Origin of the sequence: Bacillus infantis, from assembly GCF_020171945.1 — a bacterium.
GTDB lineage: Bacteria > Bacillota > Bacilli > Bacillales > Cytobacillaceae > Bacillus_AB > Bacillus_AB infantis_A.
In genome coordinates this window covers 38,424-58,618 of sequence record NZ_JAIVAP010000027.1, presented here as the reverse complement: position 1 = coordinate 58,618, position 20,195 = coordinate 38,424, and the positions used below count along the sequence as shown (strand labels likewise).

At 45.5% G+C, this 20,195-nt stretch carries 16 protein-coding genes, 1 tRNA gene and 1 rRNA gene; 14 read left to right on the top strand and 4 right to left on the bottom strand.

Annotation, left to right across the window (positions count from 1 at the left end; translation table 11 throughout):
• Nucleotides 1-116, top strand: a 5S ribosomal RNA gene (gene rrf / locus LCM00_RS22955).
• 862 nt (nt 117-978) lie between these two features.
• On the opposite strand, the gene LCM00_RS22950 is transcribed toward rrf, so the two are convergent.
• Entirely contained in the window at nt 979-1,602 is a 624-nt protein-coding gene (locus LCM00_RS22950) for a LysE family transporter (RefSeq protein WP_224906371.1), read from the bottom strand.
• Nucleotides 1,603-1,750: 148 nt separating this feature from the next.
• Here LCM00_RS22950 and mgtE point away from each other — a divergent pair, with 148 nt between their 5' ends.
• The 4 genes from mgtE (at nt 1,751) to LCM00_RS22930 (ending at nt 7,149) form a co-directional block, all read left to right on the top strand.
• Complete coding sequence (gene mgtE, locus LCM00_RS22945; RefSeq protein ID WP_224906369.1) at nt 1,751-3,097, top strand: magnesium transporter; 1,347 nt, start codon at nt 1,751-1,753, stop codon at nt 3,095-3,097.
• A gap of 66 nt (nt 3,098-3,163) precedes the next feature.
• A complete protein-coding gene (locus LCM00_RS22940) occupies nt 3,164-3,343 on the top strand; it encodes an H-type small acid-soluble spore protein (RefSeq protein ID WP_224906367.1) in 180 nt (59 codons plus the stop codon).
• 148 nt (nt 3,344-3,491) lie between these two features.
• On the top strand, nt 3,492-6,293 hold the full coding sequence (locus tag LCM00_RS22935; RefSeq protein ID WP_224906365.1) for a response regulator: 2,802 nt from the start codon (nt 3,492-3,494) through the stop codon (nt 6,291-6,293).
• Nucleotides 6,294-6,357: 64 nt separating this feature from the next.
• Nucleotides 6,358-7,149, top strand: coding sequence for a CheR family methyltransferase (locus tag LCM00_RS22930; RefSeq protein ID WP_224906375.1), 792 nt, complete (start codon nt 6,358-6,360; stop codon nt 7,147-7,149).
• A gap of 158 nt (nt 7,150-7,307) precedes the next feature.
• Here the strand turns inward: LCM00_RS22930 and LCM00_RS22925 are convergent, their stop codons facing one another.
• Nucleotides 7,308-8,522, bottom strand: coding sequence for a fused response regulator/phosphatase (locus tag LCM00_RS22925; RefSeq protein ID WP_224906362.1), 1,215 nt, complete (start codon nt 8,520-8,522; stop codon nt 7,308-7,310).
• Between the two features lie 293 nt (nt 8,523-8,815).
• Here LCM00_RS22925 and LCM00_RS22920 point away from each other — a divergent pair, with 293 nt between their 5' ends.
• From LCM00_RS22920 to LCM00_RS22905, 4 genes are all read left to right on the top strand, one after another.
• Entirely contained in the window at nt 8,816-10,036 is a 1,221-nt protein-coding gene (locus LCM00_RS22920) for an MFS transporter (RefSeq protein WP_224906360.1), read from the top strand.
• Nucleotides 10,037-10,235: 199 nt separating this feature from the next.
• Complete coding sequence (locus LCM00_RS22915) at nt 10,236-10,544, top strand: hypothetical protein (RefSeq protein ID WP_224906358.1); 309 nt, start codon at nt 10,236-10,238, stop codon at nt 10,542-10,544.
• Nucleotides 10,545-10,658: 114 nt separating this feature from the next.
• On the top strand, nt 10,659-10,922 hold the full coding sequence (locus LCM00_RS22910; RefSeq protein ID WP_224906356.1) for a DUF2188 domain-containing protein: 264 nt from the start codon (nt 10,659-10,661) through the stop codon (nt 10,920-10,922).
• Between the two features lie 122 nt (nt 10,923-11,044).
• Nucleotides 11,045-11,788, top strand: coding sequence for an SGNH/GDSL hydrolase family protein (locus LCM00_RS22905; protein WP_224906353.1), 744 nt, complete (start codon nt 11,045-11,047; stop codon nt 11,786-11,788).
• Between the two features lie 87 nt (nt 11,789-11,875).
• Here LCM00_RS22905 and LCM00_RS22900 read toward each other — a convergent pair.
• Both LCM00_RS22900 and LCM00_RS22895 read right to left on the bottom strand, forming a co-directional pair.
• Nucleotides 11,876-11,958 (bottom strand) — tRNA-Leu (locus LCM00_RS22900).
• Between the two features lie 84 nt (nt 11,959-12,042).
• Nucleotides 12,043-13,155, bottom strand: a complete 1,113-nt coding sequence (locus LCM00_RS22895; RefSeq protein WP_224906351.1) for an aromatic acid exporter family protein — start codon at nt 13,153-13,155, stop codon at nt 12,043-12,045.
• Nucleotides 13,156-13,279: 124 nt separating this feature from the next.
• Between LCM00_RS22895 and LCM00_RS22890 the strand changes: the two genes are divergently transcribed.
• The 5 genes from LCM00_RS22890 (at nt 13,280) to LCM00_RS22870 (ending at nt 20,160) form a co-directional block, all read left to right on the top strand.
• Complete coding sequence (locus LCM00_RS22890; protein ID WP_224906349.1) at nt 13,280-14,746, top strand: response regulator transcription factor; 1,467 nt, start codon at nt 13,280-13,282, stop codon at nt 14,744-14,746.
• A 139-nt stretch (nt 14,747-14,885) separates the two neighbouring features.
• On the top strand, nt 14,886-16,562 hold the full coding sequence (gene hutU, locus LCM00_RS22885; protein WP_224906347.1) for a urocanate hydratase: 1,677 nt from the start codon (nt 14,886-14,888) through the stop codon (nt 16,560-16,562).
• A complete protein-coding gene (gene hutI, locus LCM00_RS22880) occupies nt 16,559-17,821 on the top strand; it encodes an imidazolonepropionase (protein WP_224906345.1) in 1,263 nt (420 codons plus the stop codon). Before hutU ends, hutI begins: the two co-directional genes overlap by 4 nt.
• Before the next feature lies 1 nt (nt 17,822).
• On the top strand, nt 17,823-18,794 hold the full coding sequence (locus LCM00_RS22875; RefSeq protein WP_224906342.1) for an agmatinase family protein: 972 nt from the start codon (nt 17,823-17,825) through the stop codon (nt 18,792-18,794).
• Between the two features lie 34 nt (nt 18,795-18,828).
• Nucleotides 18,829-20,160: a YjiH family protein gene (locus LCM00_RS22870; protein WP_224906341.1), complete on the top strand. Its 1,332-nt coding sequence runs from the start codon at nt 18,829-18,831 to the stop codon at nt 20,158-20,160.
• Nucleotides 20,161-20,195 lie beyond the last annotated feature (35 nt).

The following is a 20,195-nucleotide window of genomic DNA, read 5'->3' as shown; positions in this document are numbered from 1 at the left end:
CTGGTGGCGATAGCGAGAAGGTCACACCCGTTCCCATACCGAACACGGAAGTTAAGCTTCTCAGCGCCGATGGTAGTTGGGGGCTCTCCCCCTGTGAGAGTAGGACGCTGCCGGGCAAAACGAAGAACAGTCTGAGGGACTGTTCTTTTTTTGTGTTTTATAAAGAAAAGGAGAAAGTTTTAATAAGAAGGTTGTGTTAGTGTACCTTGTTGATTTTGGGCTCATTCGTGTGAAACTTTGTTTCACACGCATTTCAGCATATCTGGCTAAAATGAGCCCAAACGCATTTCAGCATATCTGGCTAAAATGAGCCCAAAATCAACAACAATGTTAAACAAAGCCAATAAGAAAAAGGTTCTTGTGCGAAAATTAGTGGCCGGGGCAGGCGCATGAGCAGGGTTTCTGATTAGAATGATGGGAAGAGCAGCTGGTTTGGTTGCGAATTTAATCGATTGGTCCGATAATCTACCAACTTGGCGGTTTATTTAATCAATGGGCTGATTAATTTACCGACTTCCCCATTGAATTTACCAACTTCGGCATTTAATCTGCCATTAGCCTTAAAACCAGCTAGAGCCGGCTTAATTTCTTTAATACTGCTGGAAAAGCATGCCGGGTGGACAACAGAGAAGTGTTTTTGATTAGAATAATGGGGAAAGCAGCTCCTTTGATTGCGAATTTAATCATTTTGCCGGATAATCTACCGACTTGGCGATTTATTTAATCAATTGGCTGATTAATTTACCGACTACTCCATTTAATTTACCAATTTCGGCATCTAATTTACCATTTGCCCAAAACCAACTAGAGCCCATCCGCTAATTTCCCAATATCGCCGGAAAAAGAAGGCCGGGCGGGCGATTGAACAGTGTTAATGATTTTAACAATGCACGAACGGCCGCTTCAATCACAACTTTAACTATTTCGGCCGACCTTAACATTATTTTATCAAGAGCCAGGCATGAATCGTATGTACTGTTAGAAAAACAGCTTATATGCCTCATACCCGAAATATAGTCCAAACCCAATAAGGGAGAGCCCTGATAAGATTGAAATGAGTGCGAGTATCCTGCCGGTCATGAATCTTCTGAAACTGCTTGCTACCGCTGCCATCGTCAAATCCCATAACAGCAGACCTATAAAGATTGCACAGCTGTATATTAAAATTTGGCTTTTATCATATTCTGCGGCTGTTTTCGCCAATACAGAGCCATATATGCCAAGCCAGAAAAGAATTGTCAGGGGATTGGAGATGGACATAAGAAAGCCGGAAATAAAGGATTTTGCTGCCGATTCATCTTTAAGGCGGTCATTTGATACTACCTTCCCTGCTGTTAAAAGGCTTTCAATTCCCGTATAAACGAGCACAAAAAAACCAAAAAGCCATAAAAATGACTTTACAAAGGGAAACTCCAAAAAATTCACTACCCCCATGTAGACGGCAATCATATATACTCCATCTGCTATCATAGCTCCCAATCCGACAAGCCAGGCATGGAAAAAGCCGTTTTTTATGCCCTTGTCCAGCTGTGCTGCATTTATGGGGCCAATAGGAGCTGCAAGGGAAAGCCCTAGAAAGATATAGCTTAAGAATATGCTCAAATAAAACAACTCCTTTTCATTTGCTGCTTGTACAATTCTATTCAGCATCTTAGGTTTGTACGACAGAAAAATGGTTATAAACTGCTGCCGGCTTTGCGAAAACAGAAATGGGGAATAGTAGAAGCGAAGGCAAAGGGGCTGATAATAGATGATTGAAGAACAATATTTGGTCAAACTGATTAAACAACTTAAAGAAGCTGATAAACAGCAATTCCAGGGAATGATTTCGGAATTGCAGCCTTATGATATTGCCAGGCTGTATGAGGAGCTTCCGGAGAAGCATCGGTCGCGATTCATCCTTCTGCTTGATCCCGAACAGATTGCAGATCTGCTTGAAGAGCTTGAAAGGGACGAACAGTACGGGGTTTTAGTAAAACTTGGTGTTGAAAAATCGGGTCAGGTCATGGATCTGATGGATAATGACGATTTGGCCTTGCTTTTAGAAGGCCTCTCACCTGAAAGGATAGAAGAACTCCTGGCCGGGATGAAGCAGGAGGAATCCCGGATTGTCCAGAGCATCATGAATTACCCGCCTGAAACAGCGGGCAGGATTATGACGAACCGGTTTGTGTGGATACCTGAAAGCTATACTGTCAGCGAAACGGTTGCCAAGATGAAATCATTTGCCGTATTTTCGGAAACAATCAACTACTTATATGTGATAGATGGAGACAAACGTTTAACAGGAGTTGTTTCTTACAGAGATCTGATTCTTGCAGAGCCTCATGAACAGATTAAAGATATTATGTTCAGCAGGGTGATTTCTGTACAGGCGGAAACAGACCAGGAAGAAGCAGCTATGCTGATTGAACGCTATGATTTCCTGGCATTGCCTGTAGTAGAAGAAAATGATCGTCTGGTTGGCATCATAACGGTAGATGATATTATTGACGTGGTCATTAGGGAAGCCACAGAAGATATCGAAAAGCTCTCAGCTTCCGGAAAGTCGATTGATTTTGATACAAAAGCATTTGTGGCTGCCTACCGGAGGCTCCCATGGCTGATTTTGCTGCTATTTATCGGGCTTGTTTCAGGAACAATCATCAGCAGCTTTGAAGAGACGATTTCCAAGGTGGTTGCACTGGCATTTTTCATGCCGATGATTGCAGGGATGACAGGGAATACAGGAACACAATCCCTTGCTGTAGTTGTAAGGGGCCTAATCAGCAGAGAAGTCGACCGGGAGCTTGCAGCAAAGCTGATTCTAAGGGAGCTTGCTGTCGGGATCATTATTGGGGTGACCTGCGGCATCCTCATATCGGTGATTGCATACATCTGGCAGGGTAATGCGATTTTAGGCCTGGTGGTCGGAAGCTCTCTGATTATTACCTTGATTATAGGCACTCTTGCAGGGACAATAGTGCCGCTTGTCCTCTATAAGCTGAATATTGACCCGGCAGTTGCATCAGGACCATTGATTACCACCTTGAATGATATTATCTCGCTATTCGTATATTTCGGGATTGCAACTGCCTTTATTTCAAAGCTGATGTGAATAGCGAATAAATTTCTTCCAGCTGCGAATGCTAAATCGACAAAACTTATTTTGGAGGGGTTGGCTTTGAACGCAAACCGGGTTAAACAGATCCTTTCTTCATCTGCGGACATAGAGGTTACTTATAATGGTGCGTCAGTATGGATCGATAGCCTCAATGAAGATGGCCGTACAGCAACAGTCCATTTGAGAGGTCCGCTTGAAGAAAGGTCGACTGTCGAAATTGGAGAATTGATGGAAAAATAAGTTGGATGCCGCTCAGAAGTGAGCGGTATTTTTTATTTGTTTTTTTAAAAAAAGATGTTTAGGATACAAAAGAAAGGGTATAAAAAGAGGTCGGATTCTGTCCGCTTTTCTATTATTAGGCAGCCAGTGCTGATGTGGGAGGGAAATCATGAGTTTTAGAAAGAAACAGTTCCTGGGTTTCGGTATCATTATGCTGTTTGTGGCAGCTATCCTGTTCTTGACTGTCTTCTTTATGAATGGGATGAGAAGCAATCTTAGAGAAATCACTGAAGACAGATATGAAAAAGTCAAAACCGCAGGTGAAATCAGGCAGGGATTCACCCAGGCAGACCAGGTGGTCCTGCAGCTGATTAACAGTGAAACTGATGCAGATGCAGAAAGCAAAGAAAGAATTGAGGAAAACAGAAACATGATTCTTCAGGGAATTTCCTATCTGGAGGACCGTCTTAACCGCGAAGAGTCGCGGGATCTCCTGATGCAGATACAGATTGAATACTCTTCCTTGATCAACACAGAGGATGATCTCTTAAGAGCGCTGAATGGTGATGCACCTGCGGCAGAAGTGCAGAGTCTTATGGAAAGCCGGCAGGAGCAGAGGGACAGCCTGAGTAAAGACTTGTCAGACTTTAGTGCCTTTCAGGAAAGCCTGATGGGTGCTGCCGTAGAGCAGTCCCGTGATACATATGATCAAATGATTATCAGCATTATCGCAGGGTCAATCCTTTGTCTGGCAGCTGTCGTGGCAGCGGCTTTCTGGGTGATTAGGAGCACTTCCCTGAGCCTAAAAAAGATAATCGGTGTCATATCCCGGGTAAATTATGCCGATCTGTCTTCCCTTCCGAGGGTAGAAATTGATACAAAGGATGAAATAGGCGAAATCGGCCTTGCATTCAACGGTATGGCTGCTTCGCTGGAAGATTACAGTTTAAAAGAAAAAGATTATACAAAGCATATTTCTGAACAAAACTGGCTGCAGACGAATATAGCTGAAATTGCCACGATGTACCAGGATATAACGGATATCAAGACGCTGGGCGAAAAATTCATTGCAGAAGCTGCTATTATTCTGGATGCTTCTGCCGGCGCATTTTATTTGCGCACTGGCGAAGGCAGGGACATGAGGTTTCTTAGGCAGGCAAGCTATGCTGGAGATGGAAAAGAAGCTGGCAGGGAAGAGTTCTACCTTGGCGAAGGCCTTATCGGCCAGGCAGCCCTGGATAAGCGGACAAGGGTGCTGAAGGAGATTCCTGAAGACTATTCTCTTATCAGTTCCGGACTCGGAGAAGTAAAGCCTAAGAGCATACTGATTGCTCCGGTTCTGTTTGAAGGGAATGTCACTGCAGTGGTAGAGTTTGCTTCCATCAGGGAATTCACCGCTCTTGAAGAAAAGCTTCTGACACAGCTGCTGGATACGCTCGGTATTACAGTCAACAGTGTCCTTGGCAGAATGGAAATCGAGCGGCTGCTAAAAGAATCCCAGATGATGACAGAAGAGCTTCAAGTACAGTCAGAAGAGCTTCAAACCCAATCTGAGGAACTTCAGGTCCAGTCAGAAGAGCTTCAGTCGCAATCGGAAGAGCTTAGGATGATCAATGAACAGCTCGAAGAAAGAACAAGGGATGCAGAACAAAAATCCCGTGATCTTCAGCAGGCGAATAAGGACATTGAAGAAAAAGCAGAACAGCTCTTGTTAAGTTCAAAATATAAATCTGAATTCCTGGCCAATATGTCGCACGAGCTTAGGACACCGCTGAACAGCATCCTGCTATTGTCAGAAATGCTGTCAGAGGGGCAGGGTGAGGAAATACCGGAGGAACAGAAGGAAGTAGCCAAAGTAATCCATTCCTCAGGAAAAGATTTGCTTTCCCTCATTAATGACATCCTTGACTTGTCTAAAATTGAGGCAGGAAAGCTGGATATGCTTTTTGAAGAGATGAATCTGAGTGAATTGCCTTCATATCTGGAATATAATTTCAGCCATCTTGCACAAAAGAAGAACCTGGACTTTAATATTTCGATTGCTGAAGACCTCCCTGGAATCATGTATACAGATCAGCAAAGATTCCAGCAGATCATCAAAAACCTTCTTTCAAACAGCTTTAAATTCACAGAGAAGGGCTCTGTTTCAATCGAGGTAAATCTTGCTGATCCGGAAAAGACGAAAAACCTGCCATTAAATGCAAAAGCAGATTTTTGGACAGAGATAAAAGTAGCCGATACAGGAATAGGCATACCTGAAAGCAAGCAATCCATCATCTTTGAAGCATTCCAGCAAGGTGATGGTGCATCTGTCAGGAAATACGGAGGAACGGGGCTTGGCCTTTCCATATGCCGGGAGTTTGCAAAGCTTTTGGGAGGCTGGATCTTCGTGAATAGCGAGGAAGGGAAGGGAAGTACTTTTACCCTGTTCATACCAAGCCTTCCTGATGGTCTCGAGGAAGAAAGGCATACTACAGCAGCACAGCTTGAAATAGCCGCTGCGGCTGAAACAGAAGAAACAATTCCGGAAACTGGTTCAGAGGAACCAGAAGTCCCTGCAGGAGTTTCAAAGGAAATCCGCCATATCTTTAAAAATAAATCTGTGCTAATATGTGATGACGACAACCGTAATATCTATGCGCTTGAAAAGGCGCTTAAAGCTGAGGCAATGGAAGTTACCACGGTGCAGAACGGGCTTGAATGCCTTGAAATGATCCAGCAGAGAAAAGATTTTGACATTATTCTGATGGACATCATGATGCCTGTTATGGACGGCTATGAAACAATGCAGCGACTGAGGTCAATGGATGGACTTCAACAAATGCCGATCATTGCATTGACAGCGAAAGCGATGAAAGGGGACAAGCAGAAATGTCTGGATGCAGGTGCATCCGATTATATCAGCAAGCCTCTGAAGCTTGATCAGCTCCTGTCCGTTATGAGGGTATGGCTGACAAAGGCTTCAAAGTAAATGGGAAAGGGGCATATGTGTGAAAAAGGATGTGCTTAAGGCGGATGAACGGGAAAAAATTGAGATGGATCTGCTTCTTGAGGCTGTCTATCTGATTTCCGGGTATGATTACCGCCAATATATGCGCTCCTCTGTGGAAAGAAGGATACAGCACAGGATGAGACTGGAGCAGATTCCGACAATCAGCAGGCTTACAGAGAAAATCCTGCACTATCCAGGTTTCATTAATAAGATATTGGACGACTTATCGATCAGTGTGACAGAAATGTTCCGGGATCCCTCTTTTTTTAAAGCATTTCGTGAGAAGGTTGTACCCCATCTCAGGAGACTCCCGGAAATCCGGATTTGGCATGCAGGCTGTGCTACAGGGGAAGAAGCATATTCGATGGCAATTTTGATGGAAGAAGAGGGACTTGGCAATAAGACCAGGATTTATGCAACCGATATAAATGAAAATGTTTTGAAACGGGCAGAGAGCGGGACATTCTCCCTTGCAAGGATGCAGACTTACACCAGGAATTACATTCAGGCGGGAGGAAAAAGAGCTTTCTCGGAATATTATTCAACTGACGAATTCAATGCCTATTTTCATCGTGATCTGGTGAAAAATGTAATCTTTGCCCAGCATAATCTCGTGACTGACGGCTCCTTCAACGAGTTCCACGTGATCATCTGCAGAAACGTAATGATTTATTTTACGCCTCACCTGCAGCAGGATGTACTTGATCTGTTTCATGAGAGCCTTTCTGATGGCGGGTTCCTGGGGCTTGGTAATAAAGAAACCCTGAGAATCGGACGTTCAAAGGAGAATTATGAGGAGTTTGATGGCAAAGAAAGATTATATACGAAAAAGTAAGGTAATTGCCCTGATCACCAGGGCCTGAAAGTCATAATAAGAAGGGCGGAACCGATGCTGGTTCCGCCCTTCCTGTTTATTCATAGCTTTTAGCAGGCCAGGGAATTTGGCCGCATACTGAGTAAATTTGTTGAAAGTAATTTTGGTGACAGCTGTATCTAAGCAAGTCCTGCAGCAGAATACTTCTCTGCGGCTTCAACAGCCGGATACTTCAGCACCTGCTCGCTTTCTGCCTTAGCTTTGATCATGACGACACACATATCATCCGGCTGGCATGCTTGGAGTTCTTTGGGAATGACCAGGTTGATGGGAGCATCAACTGTTTCATTGTCCCATTCCTTGCCTGCAGCCTCTGCAAGCAGGGGAATGCCATCCTCAAACTTCCGTTCAATGGCTTCCATGACCCCGTCCGTGTATAACAGGATTTGAATGCTCTTTTCGTATTCAATAACAGATTTTTCGACTTTTATGTTATCCCAGAAGCCGATGGCACAGCTGCCTTTTTTCATAGGGACCGTCTCCCGCCCATCCACAAGGGCAAAGCATGGCGGATGCCCGGCGTTAACAAATTCCACTGTTTTTTTCTTCGTATCAATTACCAGATATACAGCTGTAAAATAGTAATGGAGGCCGCTCTTCTTTTTCTCAAGCATCACCATCCATTTATTCAGCTCCTTGATGACTCTTTCCGGATCACTGAAATTCCTGATGACATCCCTCAGGACAGAAGAAATAAACATGCAGACAAGGGAGGCTGAAATCCCATGACCCATCATATCCAAAACGATGGCTGCATATCTGTTCTCGTCGATTTTATGCCAGTAATACATGTCTCCAGCCAATTTAAAAGCCGGAATGTAGGAAGCGTTAATATGTATGTGATCCTCCTGGACCATTTCGCTTAAAAGATTATGCTGGACCTGCTGGGCAAGGTCCAATTCATCTTTTATTTTCTTTTCGTGCTCTTTATGCCAGTCTTTTTCTTCCTTTAGCCTTAAGGCAACCCTTAATCTGGCTGTAAGCTCCACTTTGTTTATAGGCTTTGTTATGTAGTCAATGCCGCCCACATCCAGTGCTTCTGCGACCTTTTGGGAATCTTCTAAAGCAGTGACAAATATGACTGGAATATCCCGATACAATGGATTTTCCTGGAGGCGCCGGCATGCTTCTATCCCGTCCATTTCGGGCATCATAATATCCATAAGAATAACATCGGCCTTGCTTTGAGGAAAAGCAGATTCAGCAGAATCCAAATACTTGAACAGGTCTTTAGCTGACGTGAAAGACCGGTAATCCTCATATCCCGCATTTCTCAGGATCTTTTCAACGACAAACAAATTTACCTGGTTGTCATCAACTATTAAAATCGACATTCTCACTATCTCCTTTGGAAAGGAGCCTGGCAGCTCCTCATAAAAACAGTTTTAATTCTGACAGGCAGGGGAAATAACTTAACTGAATGAAATTATGTACGATTACGGTTCAGGAAACCGTTCCGCTTTATATACCCCTTTCCTATTGCCGGCAAACATAATTTTCGGCTTTTTATGTTATACTTTACTGCTGCTGTACAAAGCATAAGCAATGTGAAGCCGTTTATTAGATAGTTATATGATATTGCTGTAAAATAAAGGGTGATTTTTACATAGAGAGGAGAACCAGATATATGGATGAAGATCGCAGCAGAATGGGTCTCCAGCAGGATGCAGGCAAGGACAAAATTTGGACGAGGGATTTTGTCTTAATATGCATCGCGAACTTTTTTGTGTTTTTAGGCTTTCAGATGACATTGCCAACAATTCCCCTATTTGTTGAAGAGCTAGGGGGCAACGATCAGCTGATTGGATTTGTGGTCGGCATATTCACGTTTTCTGCCCTGCTTCTAAGGCCGTATGCCGGGCATGCTCTCGAAACAAAGGGCAGGCGCTGGGTGTACCTGCTTGGCCTATTTATTTTTATGCTTGCAGTTGGTGCATTCGGATTTGTACCGGGAATCATATTTTTATTTTTACTAAGGGTTATACAGGGAGTGGGCTGGGGGTTTTCCACCACTGCTTCCGGAACCATTGCAAGCGACCTGATACCGCCTAAAAGAAGGGGTGAAGGGATGGGTTATTATGGCCTTTCAGGCAATATCGCCCTTGCTCTCGGCCCATCGCTGGGGCTGACCCTCGCAGGAGTACTGACCTTCAAACAGCTGTTTTTAATATGCGCTGCACTGGGCGGGGCCGCTCTTTTGCTTTCATCCCGCATCCGCTATAAAAAAGTGGAAGAAAGCCCATCCGCTCCTGCTGCGGTTAAGTGGGATTTTTATGAGAAAAGCGCCCTGAAACCCTCAGTTCTGCTGTTTTTTATCACAGTCACATTTGGGGGGATTGCTTCCTTCCTCCCGCTCTATACAGCTCAGAAGGGAATCGGCGGAATTCAGTGGTATTTCCTGATTTATGCTCTATCCATCATGCTGACAAGGACCTTTGCCGGGAAGCTTTATGATTTAAAGGGACATAAAGCTATATTTGTACCAGGCGCCTTTCTGATATTAATCGCCATGGTCCTGCTTTCATGGCTGCCCGGCACCGGCATCTTATATCTCGCTGCTGTGCTCTATGGGCTCGGATTTGGAAGTGTGCAGCCTGCCCTGCAGGCATGGTCAATTGAACAGGCGCCAAAGAACAGAAGGGGAATGGCCAACGCAACATTCTTTTCTTTCTTTGATCTAGGCGTAGGGATTGGGGCAATGGCATTCGGACAGATCAGCCACTGGTTCGGCTATGGCAGCATCTATTCAACAGCTGCAGTATCAGTATTGATATCAATGATCATGTATCTTATTTTTCTAAAAAAAGAGGATAGAGGGAAAAACAGAAAAGCTGGAGCACTGCAATAGCAGGCACCAGCTTTTTTTTGCTCTTTAAATAGGCATTACCATGTCTTTTGGCACTTTGGTCAAGGCACGAACAGCAGTATGATAATAGCTTCAAAAGTCTTATTCATGGTTTTGGCAGAAGGAATTTGGGGAAAAGAAAAGCAGAATGCGTCAATTTGAAAATTTCTGATGCAAAAATTATGTCCATGGGGGGATACATATGGCTAAAAGATTAATTCTTTTATCAATGCTGTCTGCTGTTTTATTTGTATTGATTTCCTCATTCGATTTCGATGCAAAAAAGACAAATGCCAACGTAGAAGAGAAAAAAGACTATGTTTCTTTTGAATATAGAATTACCAAGGTCGAAGAAGGGACATACTATGGGAAATCTGCTGATGGACTGGGCATTTCTTTTACACTGGATGACCTGGACCAGAACATCATCATAAAAAAAGAGGACACAGTAGTCTGTTATTTTGAGAAAGACAATATGAGGGACGGATTGGTCCGTGTAGAAAAGAAATAGCCAGTCGGTTGATTGGCTGTTTTTCTTTTGGCGGAATGATGCGGGCTGTGTTTTTTTAAATAATGAAAGGGTAATAGTGTAGTATAAAAAATTTAAAAGAAAGAGGCTGATCATATGGCAGACAATAAAAATAGCGATGACCGCAACCAGTATTTCCAGGACCGCGCAGGGACAGATGAAGCAAATTTCCACGTTGTGCCAAATGATGAGGAAGGCTGGGCTGTAAAAAAGGAAGGCAAAGATGAGCCGGAATTAACAACAGGCTCCAAGTCCGAAGCTGTGGACAAGGCTAAGGAAATGGCGAAGGAAGCAGGTACAATGGCCATTATCCACAATGATGAAGGAAGGATAGAGGACCAGGAGAATTACCGCCAATAAGGTTTAAAGGCTTCAGCCCCCGGGCTGAAGCCTTTTTATTGGAATGCAGGAACACTGTGCTCGTTTTTAAAGAGGTAATATGCTATTCTAAAATAAAGTTTGAAATGCAAAGGGTGTCCATCATGAAAATAGTTTGCTTTGGTGATAGTCTAACCCGCGGCGTGTCGTACCTAAAAGGGCGGCTGAGAATCTTAAAAAAGAATTATCCAGCTGTCCTCCAGGAGCTATTCAAAAATAATGGTGCACATGAAGCGGGACCGCATATTGAAGTGTTGAACAAAGGTGTATTTAATGATAATTCGAATCTTCTGCTGTCAAGGCTTGAACGGGATGTCACTGATGAGAAACCTGATTTTGCCATCATCAGCATCGGTGGCAATGACTGTAATTTTTCATGGGAAGAGGTCGCGCAAAATCCAGGCAGCGAACATATTGCTTCAGTTCCGCTGGAGAAGTATGCAGACAATCTCAGATGTATGATAGAGAAAGTAAGGGACAGCGGGATCACACCCATTCTCCTGACTCTGCCCCCTCTTGATCCTGTCCGCTATTATGAGAATATCTCAAATAAGTTCAGTTCGCAGATCAGCGGCTGGATTTGCAGAGTCGGCGGGATAGAGCACTGGCACGGGAAATACAATCAAAGCCTCAATAAAATTGCCGACGAACTGAATGTATTGAAAATAGATGTAAGATCAGCGTTAAAACAGGCAGGGGACCTGGCAGATTTAATTTCTGCCGATGGTATCCACCTTACCGAGTGGGGATACAAAATCCTCGGGGCAGAGATTTACGATTATCTAGCGACCTTTATGCAGTCCGGCAATATGGATAATATGCGTTTAACTTCTGTAACAGAAAAATAAGGCCAGCCTGCGGGCTGGCCATTATTTTATTCAAAATAGAAAAAAGCGATTTGCATGAGCAAATCGCTTTTTCTAATGTTTCTTATATGCGGCTGAGAGGACTTGAACCTCCACGGGGTTGCCCCCACTAGAACCTGAATCTAGCGCGTCTGCCATTCCGCCACAACCGCTTACTAGCAACTGAATTTATTATATCATAATAATTATGTTTGTACACTATTTTTTGATATTTTTTTTAAAAAAATTATCAGCCTTCACTGATTGCCATTTTCCAGTTGAAGCAGCTCTTTGCTGCGGTCCTCAAGTGACCTGATATGGATCAGCTCTTCGGCAAGGTCATGCAATGAAAGAATCTCATATAAAACCGCAGCAGCAGGTGAAATATGATGATGCTGATGTGGATGCAGATCAGCCAGGGCAAATGTTTCTTTCTGTTCATTGAACCATTGTGTGAGCGCATTGACCTGGTCCTGATAATCCTCATCTGGCATAAAGCCTTTATACTTGAATATGAATGAGACGGTTTCCAGGACCGGCATGGCCGCTGCTTTTGTTTTCAGATCAAGGCTGAAGCGGGATTTAGGCAGATAAACAAGGTTGCCAATATGATAAATCAATTGCCGGAGAATAATTAATTTCTTGTATTCAAGTCTGTAGCACCGTATTTCTTTGCGGGTAAAACGGTGAAACCTCCACTCATCCTTCTGATACAGGCATAATTTTTCAATTTTCTCCGTATCCCTTGACAGGTTCCGGAAATCCTCGAGAACTCCTGCTTTATCACGGGGGGAACCTGATATATGGGTGAATGCCTTCATTAAAATAGAGGAAGCCTTTTCAAATGCTGAGTCTATTCCCAATGTAATAGTCTTAGAATACTGCGGAGGCATGATGAAGATATTGACCAAAGTAGAGACGATCAGGCCTGTGCAGGTTGTACCCAGACGTATGAAAAAAGAAGCTGCGTAATGGTCGTGCACAGTTGATATCATTGCAGCTCCGGTGAGCACAGCGACAACGGTGCCCTCATGGAGCCTCAGTTTATGGCAGGCAATGATTGTTGCAAGGGAAACGAATGCATACGAAAACGGACTGTCTCCGAAGAGGAATGCAAAAAAAACGGCAAAACCTGCTCCAATGGCAGAAGCGGGGAGGCGGATGAATGCCTTCCTTATCGAATCGGCAGCTGTTGGCTCTATTGTTACAATGGCTGTTATAACAGCGAACATTGCAGGCCAATCCAGCAAATGGCAGATGAAGGCTGTTAGAAAAACCGCAATCCCGGTTTTAACAATCCTCCCGCCTGCAAAATTAAATAAATAAGCTTTCATTTTTTTGCCTTCTTTTACTGTGTCGTATATTTTCATGATATATATATTATATCGCAAATCTGATGCTCTATGGGGAAAATGAAGATGGAGCAGGATTGCAGGCAAGTATGTCAATAATTCTAAGCCGATGTTATAGAAAGGCAGAGAAAGGAGTGCTGCAATGCTCATCCATTTAGTTCCTAAAGATGATCTGGAGGCTCAGGGGATACGCTGGGTGCTTGAATCCCATTTAAGCGGGATAGATCTCAGGGTTTGGGACAATATTCGTGATTTTTTGGCTGCCATTGAACACGGTTCATCAGGACTGGCCATCATTAATATGGACAGCTGGGACCAATTCACCGAAGAAGAGAGGGAAGAATTGAAGAATAAAAGATTATGCTGGCTGGGGATATCATCTGAAAGGATATTTCAAACAGCATATCGCGCACTTAAATACAGGGGAGAGGATGTGCTTTTCAGGCCCTTTTCTTCTTCAGAACTGATCAGGGCTGTCCAGCAGATCAGGTATGAGCTGAGGAATAGGCCGGAGCAGGGGCAGGCCGGACAAGAGCCATTACAGGAATCCGGCTATCCGGATTTGTTTGTCTCAAACGGGGAGGAGGAAAGCGGACTGACCGTGGCTGCTTATCTGACGCCTGACAGCTCAGCACTTGAGGCATTGTACAGGTTATTGCGCAGCCGCACTTCGGCTAAAGCCGGCAAAGTGTTCGCCTTGTCGGAGTTCGTCCTGTTTGTCCGCACTCTGCCCAATGGAGGAGAGGCATTGGATGAGTACCACTCATTCATGGCAGATTGGAAAAAAAGCTATGCCGCCCCGCTTGCTGTTATCGTATATCAAACCAGGAAACCGCAATCACTGAAGGAAACCTACCAGCATATACGGATGCTGACCAAACTGATTTTTTTTGAAGGCTATGACATTATCATTTCAGAAAATCATCCTTCATTAACAAAGGAAATGGATCCCCTCCTGACACCGGTCGAGCAGAGGGAATGGATTGAAATGCTTGAAAAAAGAGACGTAAAAGCCATTCGGTCGTGGTGTGAAAGGGAGTTCCTTGCCCTTGGATCCCCATATCCAGATCCGGAACTGGTCAGGGTCCGGCTGACAAGTGTGCTTGCCCAGGTGAGAAGATATATGAAAACCTACAAGCTGCAGTCTGAAAAATTGGAAGGGAATTATCACCGTGTTTTTCAGAAGATTGTCCATTTGCCGACAATCCATGAGATTGTCAATGAGCTGGAGCAATTTACGGCCCTGCTTTTTGTGGAATACAGCCGTAAAACTATTGATCCTGTGTCGGCTTCTGAAATAGCTGAGGAACTGATAGAGTCAAACTACTGGAACGAGGGCTGGAATTTATCAGATTGTGCCGAATCGCTGGGAATACATAAAAGTACTTTAAGCCGGCGTTTTGCTGCCGAGAAAGGGCTGACCTTCCGTGATAGGCTCCATCAAATCAGAATCCGGGAGGCAAAGCGGCTTCTGCTGGAAACTGATCTGCCGATTGAAAGGATTGCGGGTATGTGCGGCTATTCACATCTCTCATATTTTTCTTCCAAGTTTAAATCTATTGCATCTTCAACACCCGCTTCGTATAGGCGGAAAAGTAAATATAATTGAATTTTTAGAAATATTTTATAAGAGTCTTCAAATTAGGAATCTTAAACAGCAATCATTTATAAAAAAATCATCAGATTATAAATTTATCTCCTCCTGTCCAGAAGTAAAATGAAAGAAACCATAACAGGAGGGGATTATGTTGGAAACAGCTGCTCAGAGAGTGAAAAGATACCGGGGAAATCAATTGAATACAAAAGGCTGGCAGCAGGAAGCTGCCTTGAGGATGCTGATGAATAATTTGGATCCGGAAGTAGCAGAAATGCCTGACAAGCTGGTCGTCTACGGGGGAATCGGAAAAGCGGCCAGAAACTGGGAATGCTTTGATGCTATAGTGGAGTCGCTAAAGAAGCTGGAAAATGACGAAACACTTCTTGTCCAGTCAGGCAAGCCTGTCGCCATATTTAAATCACATAGTGATGCTCCGCGCGTATTGATTGCGAATTCAAACCTTGTGCCGGCATATGCCAATTGGGAAACTTTCCATGAGCTTGACCGCAAGGGGCTTATGATGTACGGGCAGATGACCGCCGGAAGCTGGATCTACATTGGCTCCCAGGGAATTGTACAGGGGACATATGAAACTTTTGCCGAGCTGTCAAATCAGCATTTTGGAGGTTCCCTTAAAGGCACTATTACTGTAACAGCAGGCCTTGGAGGCATGGGAGGGGCACAGCCGCTCGCTGTAACGATGAATGGCGGTGTCTGCATCGGTATTGAAGTGGATGAGACAAGAATTGACCGGCGGATTGAAACAGGATACACCGATATGAAAACGGATTCATTGGAGGAGGCCATTTCCCTGGCTGTGCAGGCAAAGCAAAAAGGAAAAGCACTGTCCATCGGTCTTTTAGGAAATGCTGCTGAAATCCTCCCGGAAATGCTGCAAAGGAATTTCATGCCTGATGTCCTGACAGATCAAACCTCTGCCCATGACCCGCTGAATGGCTATATCCCTGCCGGAATGACTCTTGGAGAGGCAGAGGCTTTAAGGGCGGCGAGTCCAGGAGAATATGTCAAAAGATCTAAATCGTCCATGGCAGATCATGTAAGGGCAATGCTTCAAATGATGGATAAGGGTACAATCACCTTTGATTATGGCAATAATATCCGCCAGGTGGCAAAAGATGAGGGGGTGGAAAACGCCTTTGCTTTCCCTGGATTCGTGCCTGCCTATATCCGGCCGCAGTTTTGTGAAGGAAAAGGGCCTTTCAGGTGGGCAGCCCTTTCAGGCGATCCTGAGGATATTTATAAAACTGACCGGGCTATCCTCAGGGAGTTCAGCGATAATGAGCATTTATGCAATTGGATCAGGATGGCACAGGAAAAGATCCAGTTCCAGGGGCTCCCATCCCGCATATGCTGGCTTGGCTACGGAGAAAGAGCCAGATTCGGAAAGATACTGAATGATATGGTCGCGAGCGGGGAATTGAGTGCTCCGGTAGTAATCGGCAGAGACCATTTGGATTCCGGCTCAGTCGCTTCTCCTAACCGTGAAACCGAATCAATGCTTGACGGGTCTGATGCTGTTTCCGATTGGCCGATCCTCAATGCGCTTATCAATGCAGTTGGCGGTGCTACTTGGGTCTCCCTTCACCATGGCGGAGGAGTCGGGATGGGCTATTCACAGCATTCGGGTGTAGTCATAGTTGCAGATGGCACGAAGGAAGCTGAAATCCGCCTTGAAAGAGTGCTCACCACTGATCCCGGCATGGGGGTGGTCCGCCATGCAGATGCAGGTTATGAATTGGCAAAAAAGACTGCGGCAGAAAAAGGAATTATTATGCCCATGCTAGGCAAAGGAAGTGACCACGCATGAGCAGCAGGATATTATGGATTAAAAATGCCTCTCAGCTTGCCACTCTCGCTTCAGATGCGATAGGGCCGCGCTCCAAGACTGATATGTCAGAGCTGGGTCTGATTGAAAACGGAAGCCTGCTGATTAAAGACGGGAAAATCATTGCTGCTGCGGATGCAGGGGAAGTTGAAAAAAAATATGGTGCAAGCCTGAAGGATGCAAAGGTCATTGATGCTTCCGGCCGGCTGGTAACTCCCGGGCTGGTAGATCCCCATACTCATGCAGCATACGGGGGCAGCCGCGAACGTGAATTTGAAATGCGCCTTGAAGGTGCCAGCTATATGGATATTATGAACAGCGGCGGCGGAATCCATGCGACGGCAAGAATGACAAGGGAGGCATCGGAGGAGGAGCTGATGGAGCAGACAGCTGTCCGGCTTGATTCCTTCCTTGCTCACGGGGTTACAACTATAGAAGGAAAAAGCGGCTATGGAATGGAGCTCGAAACCGAGCTGAAGCAGCTGCGTGCGATGAAAAAATTGAATGAACAGCATCATGTTGATATTGTCCCAACCTTCATGGGTGCACATGCAGTGCCGCAGGAATACAAAGGAAGGGAAGATGAATTTGTTGACTATATTATTGATGTAATGCTGCCGGCTGTGTCTGCTGAAAAGCTCGCAGAGTTCAATGATGTATTCTGCGAGCTGGGCGTCTACACTCCTGAACAGGCAGAGCGGATTCTTGAGGCCGGGAAAAGGTTCGGGCTGCTCCCTAAGATACACGCAGACGAGATTGAGTCTTATGGTGGCGCAGAGCTGGCTGCCAAGGTGGGAGCTGTTTCGGCAGAACATCTGCTGAAGGCTTCGGAAGCTGGCATTGAGGCGATGGCAAAGGCGGGTACAATTGCCTGCCTGCTGCCTGCAACGGCTCTTTATTTGCGGGAGGAAGCTGCCAAGGGGCGGATGATGATTGACAGAGGGGTGCCTGTAGCAATCTCAACAGACTGCAATCCTGGTTCATCGCCTACGACCTCCATGCCCCTCGTCATGAATCTCGCCTGCATCTCCATGAGGATGACGCCGGCAGAGGCATTGACAGCTGCAACCTATAATGCAGCATGCGCCATCAGGAGAGAAGACCGAATAGGATCATTGGAAGCAGGCAAGCAGGCAGATATTGTCATGTGGAATGTGAAGGACTACCGGGAGCTGCAATATTTGTTCGGGGTCAATCATGTCCATTCTGTCTGGAAAAACGGCATAAAGGTGGTGGGGTAAGATGGAGGCACGCTGGCTGACAAAACCCGGCTGGTCCTGGAATATAGCTGAGGGCAGCTTACCTGAATTCGTCCATCAATGGGTCTCTCCGCTGGAGCGGGTAGAGGGAGAACCCGATGTCATCATTTATGGAGCACCTTTATCAAGATCATCCATCAGTGTTTCAGGGGCATCTTTATACCCGGAGGAATTCAGGAAAATGTGGAAGGGGTACGCCACCTATAATCTTGATGAAGATATCGATTTGACCCCTTATACTGCCGCCGATGCAGGAGATGTTCTTATGCATACAACTGATATCCCGCTTTCGCACAGCCGCATCCAGGAGACAGCCTGTTCACTGGCAAAAGGCTTCCCTGGATCTGTCAGCTGCCTGATCGGCGGGGACCACTCAGTCACAGCCTGCTCTGTTCGCGGAATTAAGGAAGCTTTTCCTGACGAAAGAATAGGGATCCTTCAGCTGGATACCCATCTGGATGTAAGGGACCCAAAGGAGCTCGGGCCTGCGAATGGCACACCGATCCGCCAGCTAATCGATGGCGGTGCTGTGAAGGGGGAAGATATAGTCAATATCGGACTTCATGGCTATTTCAATGCAAGGCCGCTGGTTGAATATGCAAAAGAACACAAGATCCGGATGGTCACCATGAAAAATGCCAGGAAGCGGGGGCTTATCCAAACTGTGCAGGAGTCATTGCATGATTTGGCAGCCGCGACAGACCGTATTTATGTGACAGTGGATATGGATGTACTGGACATCTCAGCAGCCCCGGGCGTGCCTGCCTCGACACCGGGCGGTATGATGCCTTCCGAACTGTTTGATGTCCTGCTTGAAGTTGGCAAGTGTCCGTTTGTGCAGCATATTGACTTTGTCTGTCTTGACCCGACAAAGGATTCCAACGTGTCAGAAACGGTAAAAGCGGGTGTCTATGCCTGGCTGCAATTTATGACTGGCTGCACCTTGCGGAAATAAGGAATGAACACTCACTGTTAAGGGAGCGATTGATATGGAAACCAATCTGCCAAAACAGCCCGGTACAGACATAAGCACCAGAACGCCGTATATGTGGAAATTCTTCGTTTACAGTTTCATTGGCGCGTTCATTTTCTTTGTCCCCATCACTATCGGCGAAAAGAAATCCATACTGCTTGATCATTTTGTGACCTATATCCAAACGGCAGCGGAACCTGCCATCCCTTTTTATACTTTGATCATTTTAGCAGCAGGAGCTATATATCCTTTTTGGACAGGGAAATGGAAGAAATCCCTGACAGATATTATTTTTTCCTTGTTTAAAGTGGTTGGCCTGCTGACAGGCATTATGATTCTCCTGAATGAGGGCCCAGCCTGGCTGTTTGACCCGGATATGGGGCCATTTTTATTCAACAAGCTTGTCGTCCCCGTCGGCCTGCTGGTCCCGATAGGGGCTGTCTTCCTTTCTTTGCTGGTAGGCTATGGCCTTTTGGAATTTATCGGTGTCCTTGCAAGGCCGATCATGCGCCCCATTTGGAAAACGCCCGGGCGTTCTGCCATTGATGCTGTCGCTTCTTTTGTGGGCAGCTATTCGGTCGGCCTTTTAATAACCAACCGCATCTATAAAGAAGGCAAGTATAACGGCAAGGAAGCAAGCATCATCGCAACCGGCTTTTCAACCGTTTCTGCCACGTTTATGGTCATTGTGGCAAAAACGCTCGGATTGATGGAAATGTGGAATCTGTACTTTTGGCTTACCTTTTTCGTAACCTTCCTGGTGACAGCGATAACGGTCAGAATCTGGCCGCTATCGAAAATCAAAGAGGATTATTATGAAGGATCAGATCCGCAGCCTGAAAAAAATATACAAGGGAACCTTTTCGCTGCAGCATGGGCGGAGGCCAGGAAGACAGCGGAACAATCACCCCGCCTGCTGGAGAATGTCTGGGTCAACTTGAAAGATGGGCTGCTAATGGCCATGGCCATCCTGCCATCCATCCTGTCGATCGGACTGCTTGGCCTGGTTTTAGCTGAATTCACTCCGGTTTTTGACTGGATTGGCTATATCTTTTATCCATTTACATCAGTCCTGCAGCTGCCGGAGCCGATGCTTGCTGCCAAGGCAAGCGCACTTGGCATAGCAGAAATGTTTCTTCCTGCCCTGCTGGTGACTGAAGCAGCACTGGAACTGAAGATTGTCATTGCTGTTGTCTCTGTATCAAGCATCATCTTTTTCTCGGCGCTTGTGCCTTGTATTGTATCGACAGAAATTCCTCTTTCAATTCCCGTGCTGATCGTCATATGGATTGAAAGGGTGATCTTAACGCTGCTCATTGCTGCCCCTTTAGTCTATTTGCTGCTCTAGAATGAGGGACAGCACGGCTTCGGCCGTGCTGTTTT

Coding starts and splice junctions, on each gene's coding strand:
- mgtE (WP_224906369.1), top strand. CDS start 1,751: ATGATTGAAGAACAATATTTGGTCAAACTGATTAAACAACTTAAAGAA.
- LCM00_RS22935 (WP_224906365.1), top strand. CDS start 3,492: ATGAGTTTTAGAAAGAAACAGTTCCTGGGTTTCGGTATCATTATGCTG.
- LCM00_RS22930 (WP_224906375.1), top strand. CDS start 6,358: ATGGATCTGCTTCTTGAGGCTGTCTATCTGATTTCCGGGTATGATTAC.
- LCM00_RS22925 (WP_224906362.1), bottom strand. CDS start 8,522: ATGTCGATTTTAATAGTTGATGACAACCAGGTAAATTTGTTTGTCGTT.
- LCM00_RS22920 (WP_224906360.1), top strand. CDS start 8,816: ATGGATGAAGATCGCAGCAGAATGGGTCTCCAGCAGGATGCAGGCAAG.
- LCM00_RS22915 (WP_224906358.1), top strand. CDS start 10,236: ATGGCTAAAAGATTAATTCTTTTATCAATGCTGTCTGCTGTTTTATTT.
- LCM00_RS22910 (WP_224906356.1), top strand. CDS start 10,659: ATGGCAGACAATAAAAATAGCGATGACCGCAACCAGTATTTCCAGGAC.
- LCM00_RS22905 (WP_224906353.1), top strand. CDS start 11,045: ATGAAAATAGTTTGCTTTGGTGATAGTCTAACCCGCGGCGTGTCGTAC.
- LCM00_RS22895 (WP_224906351.1), bottom strand. CDS start 13,155: ATGAAAATATACGACACAGTAAAAGAAGGCAAAAAAATGAAAGCTTAT.
- LCM00_RS22890 (WP_224906349.1), top strand. CDS start 13,280: ATGCTCATCCATTTAGTTCCTAAAGATGATCTGGAGGCTCAGGGGATA.
- hutI (WP_224906345.1), top strand. CDS start 16,559: ATGAGCAGCAGGATATTATGGATTAAAAATGCCTCTCAGCTTGCCACT.
- LCM00_RS22875 (WP_224906342.1), top strand. CDS start 17,823: ATGGAGGCACGCTGGCTGACAAAACCCGGCTGGTCCTGGAATATAGCT.
- LCM00_RS22870 (WP_224906341.1), top strand. CDS start 18,829: ATGGAAACCAATCTGCCAAAACAGCCCGGTACAGACATAAGCACCAGA.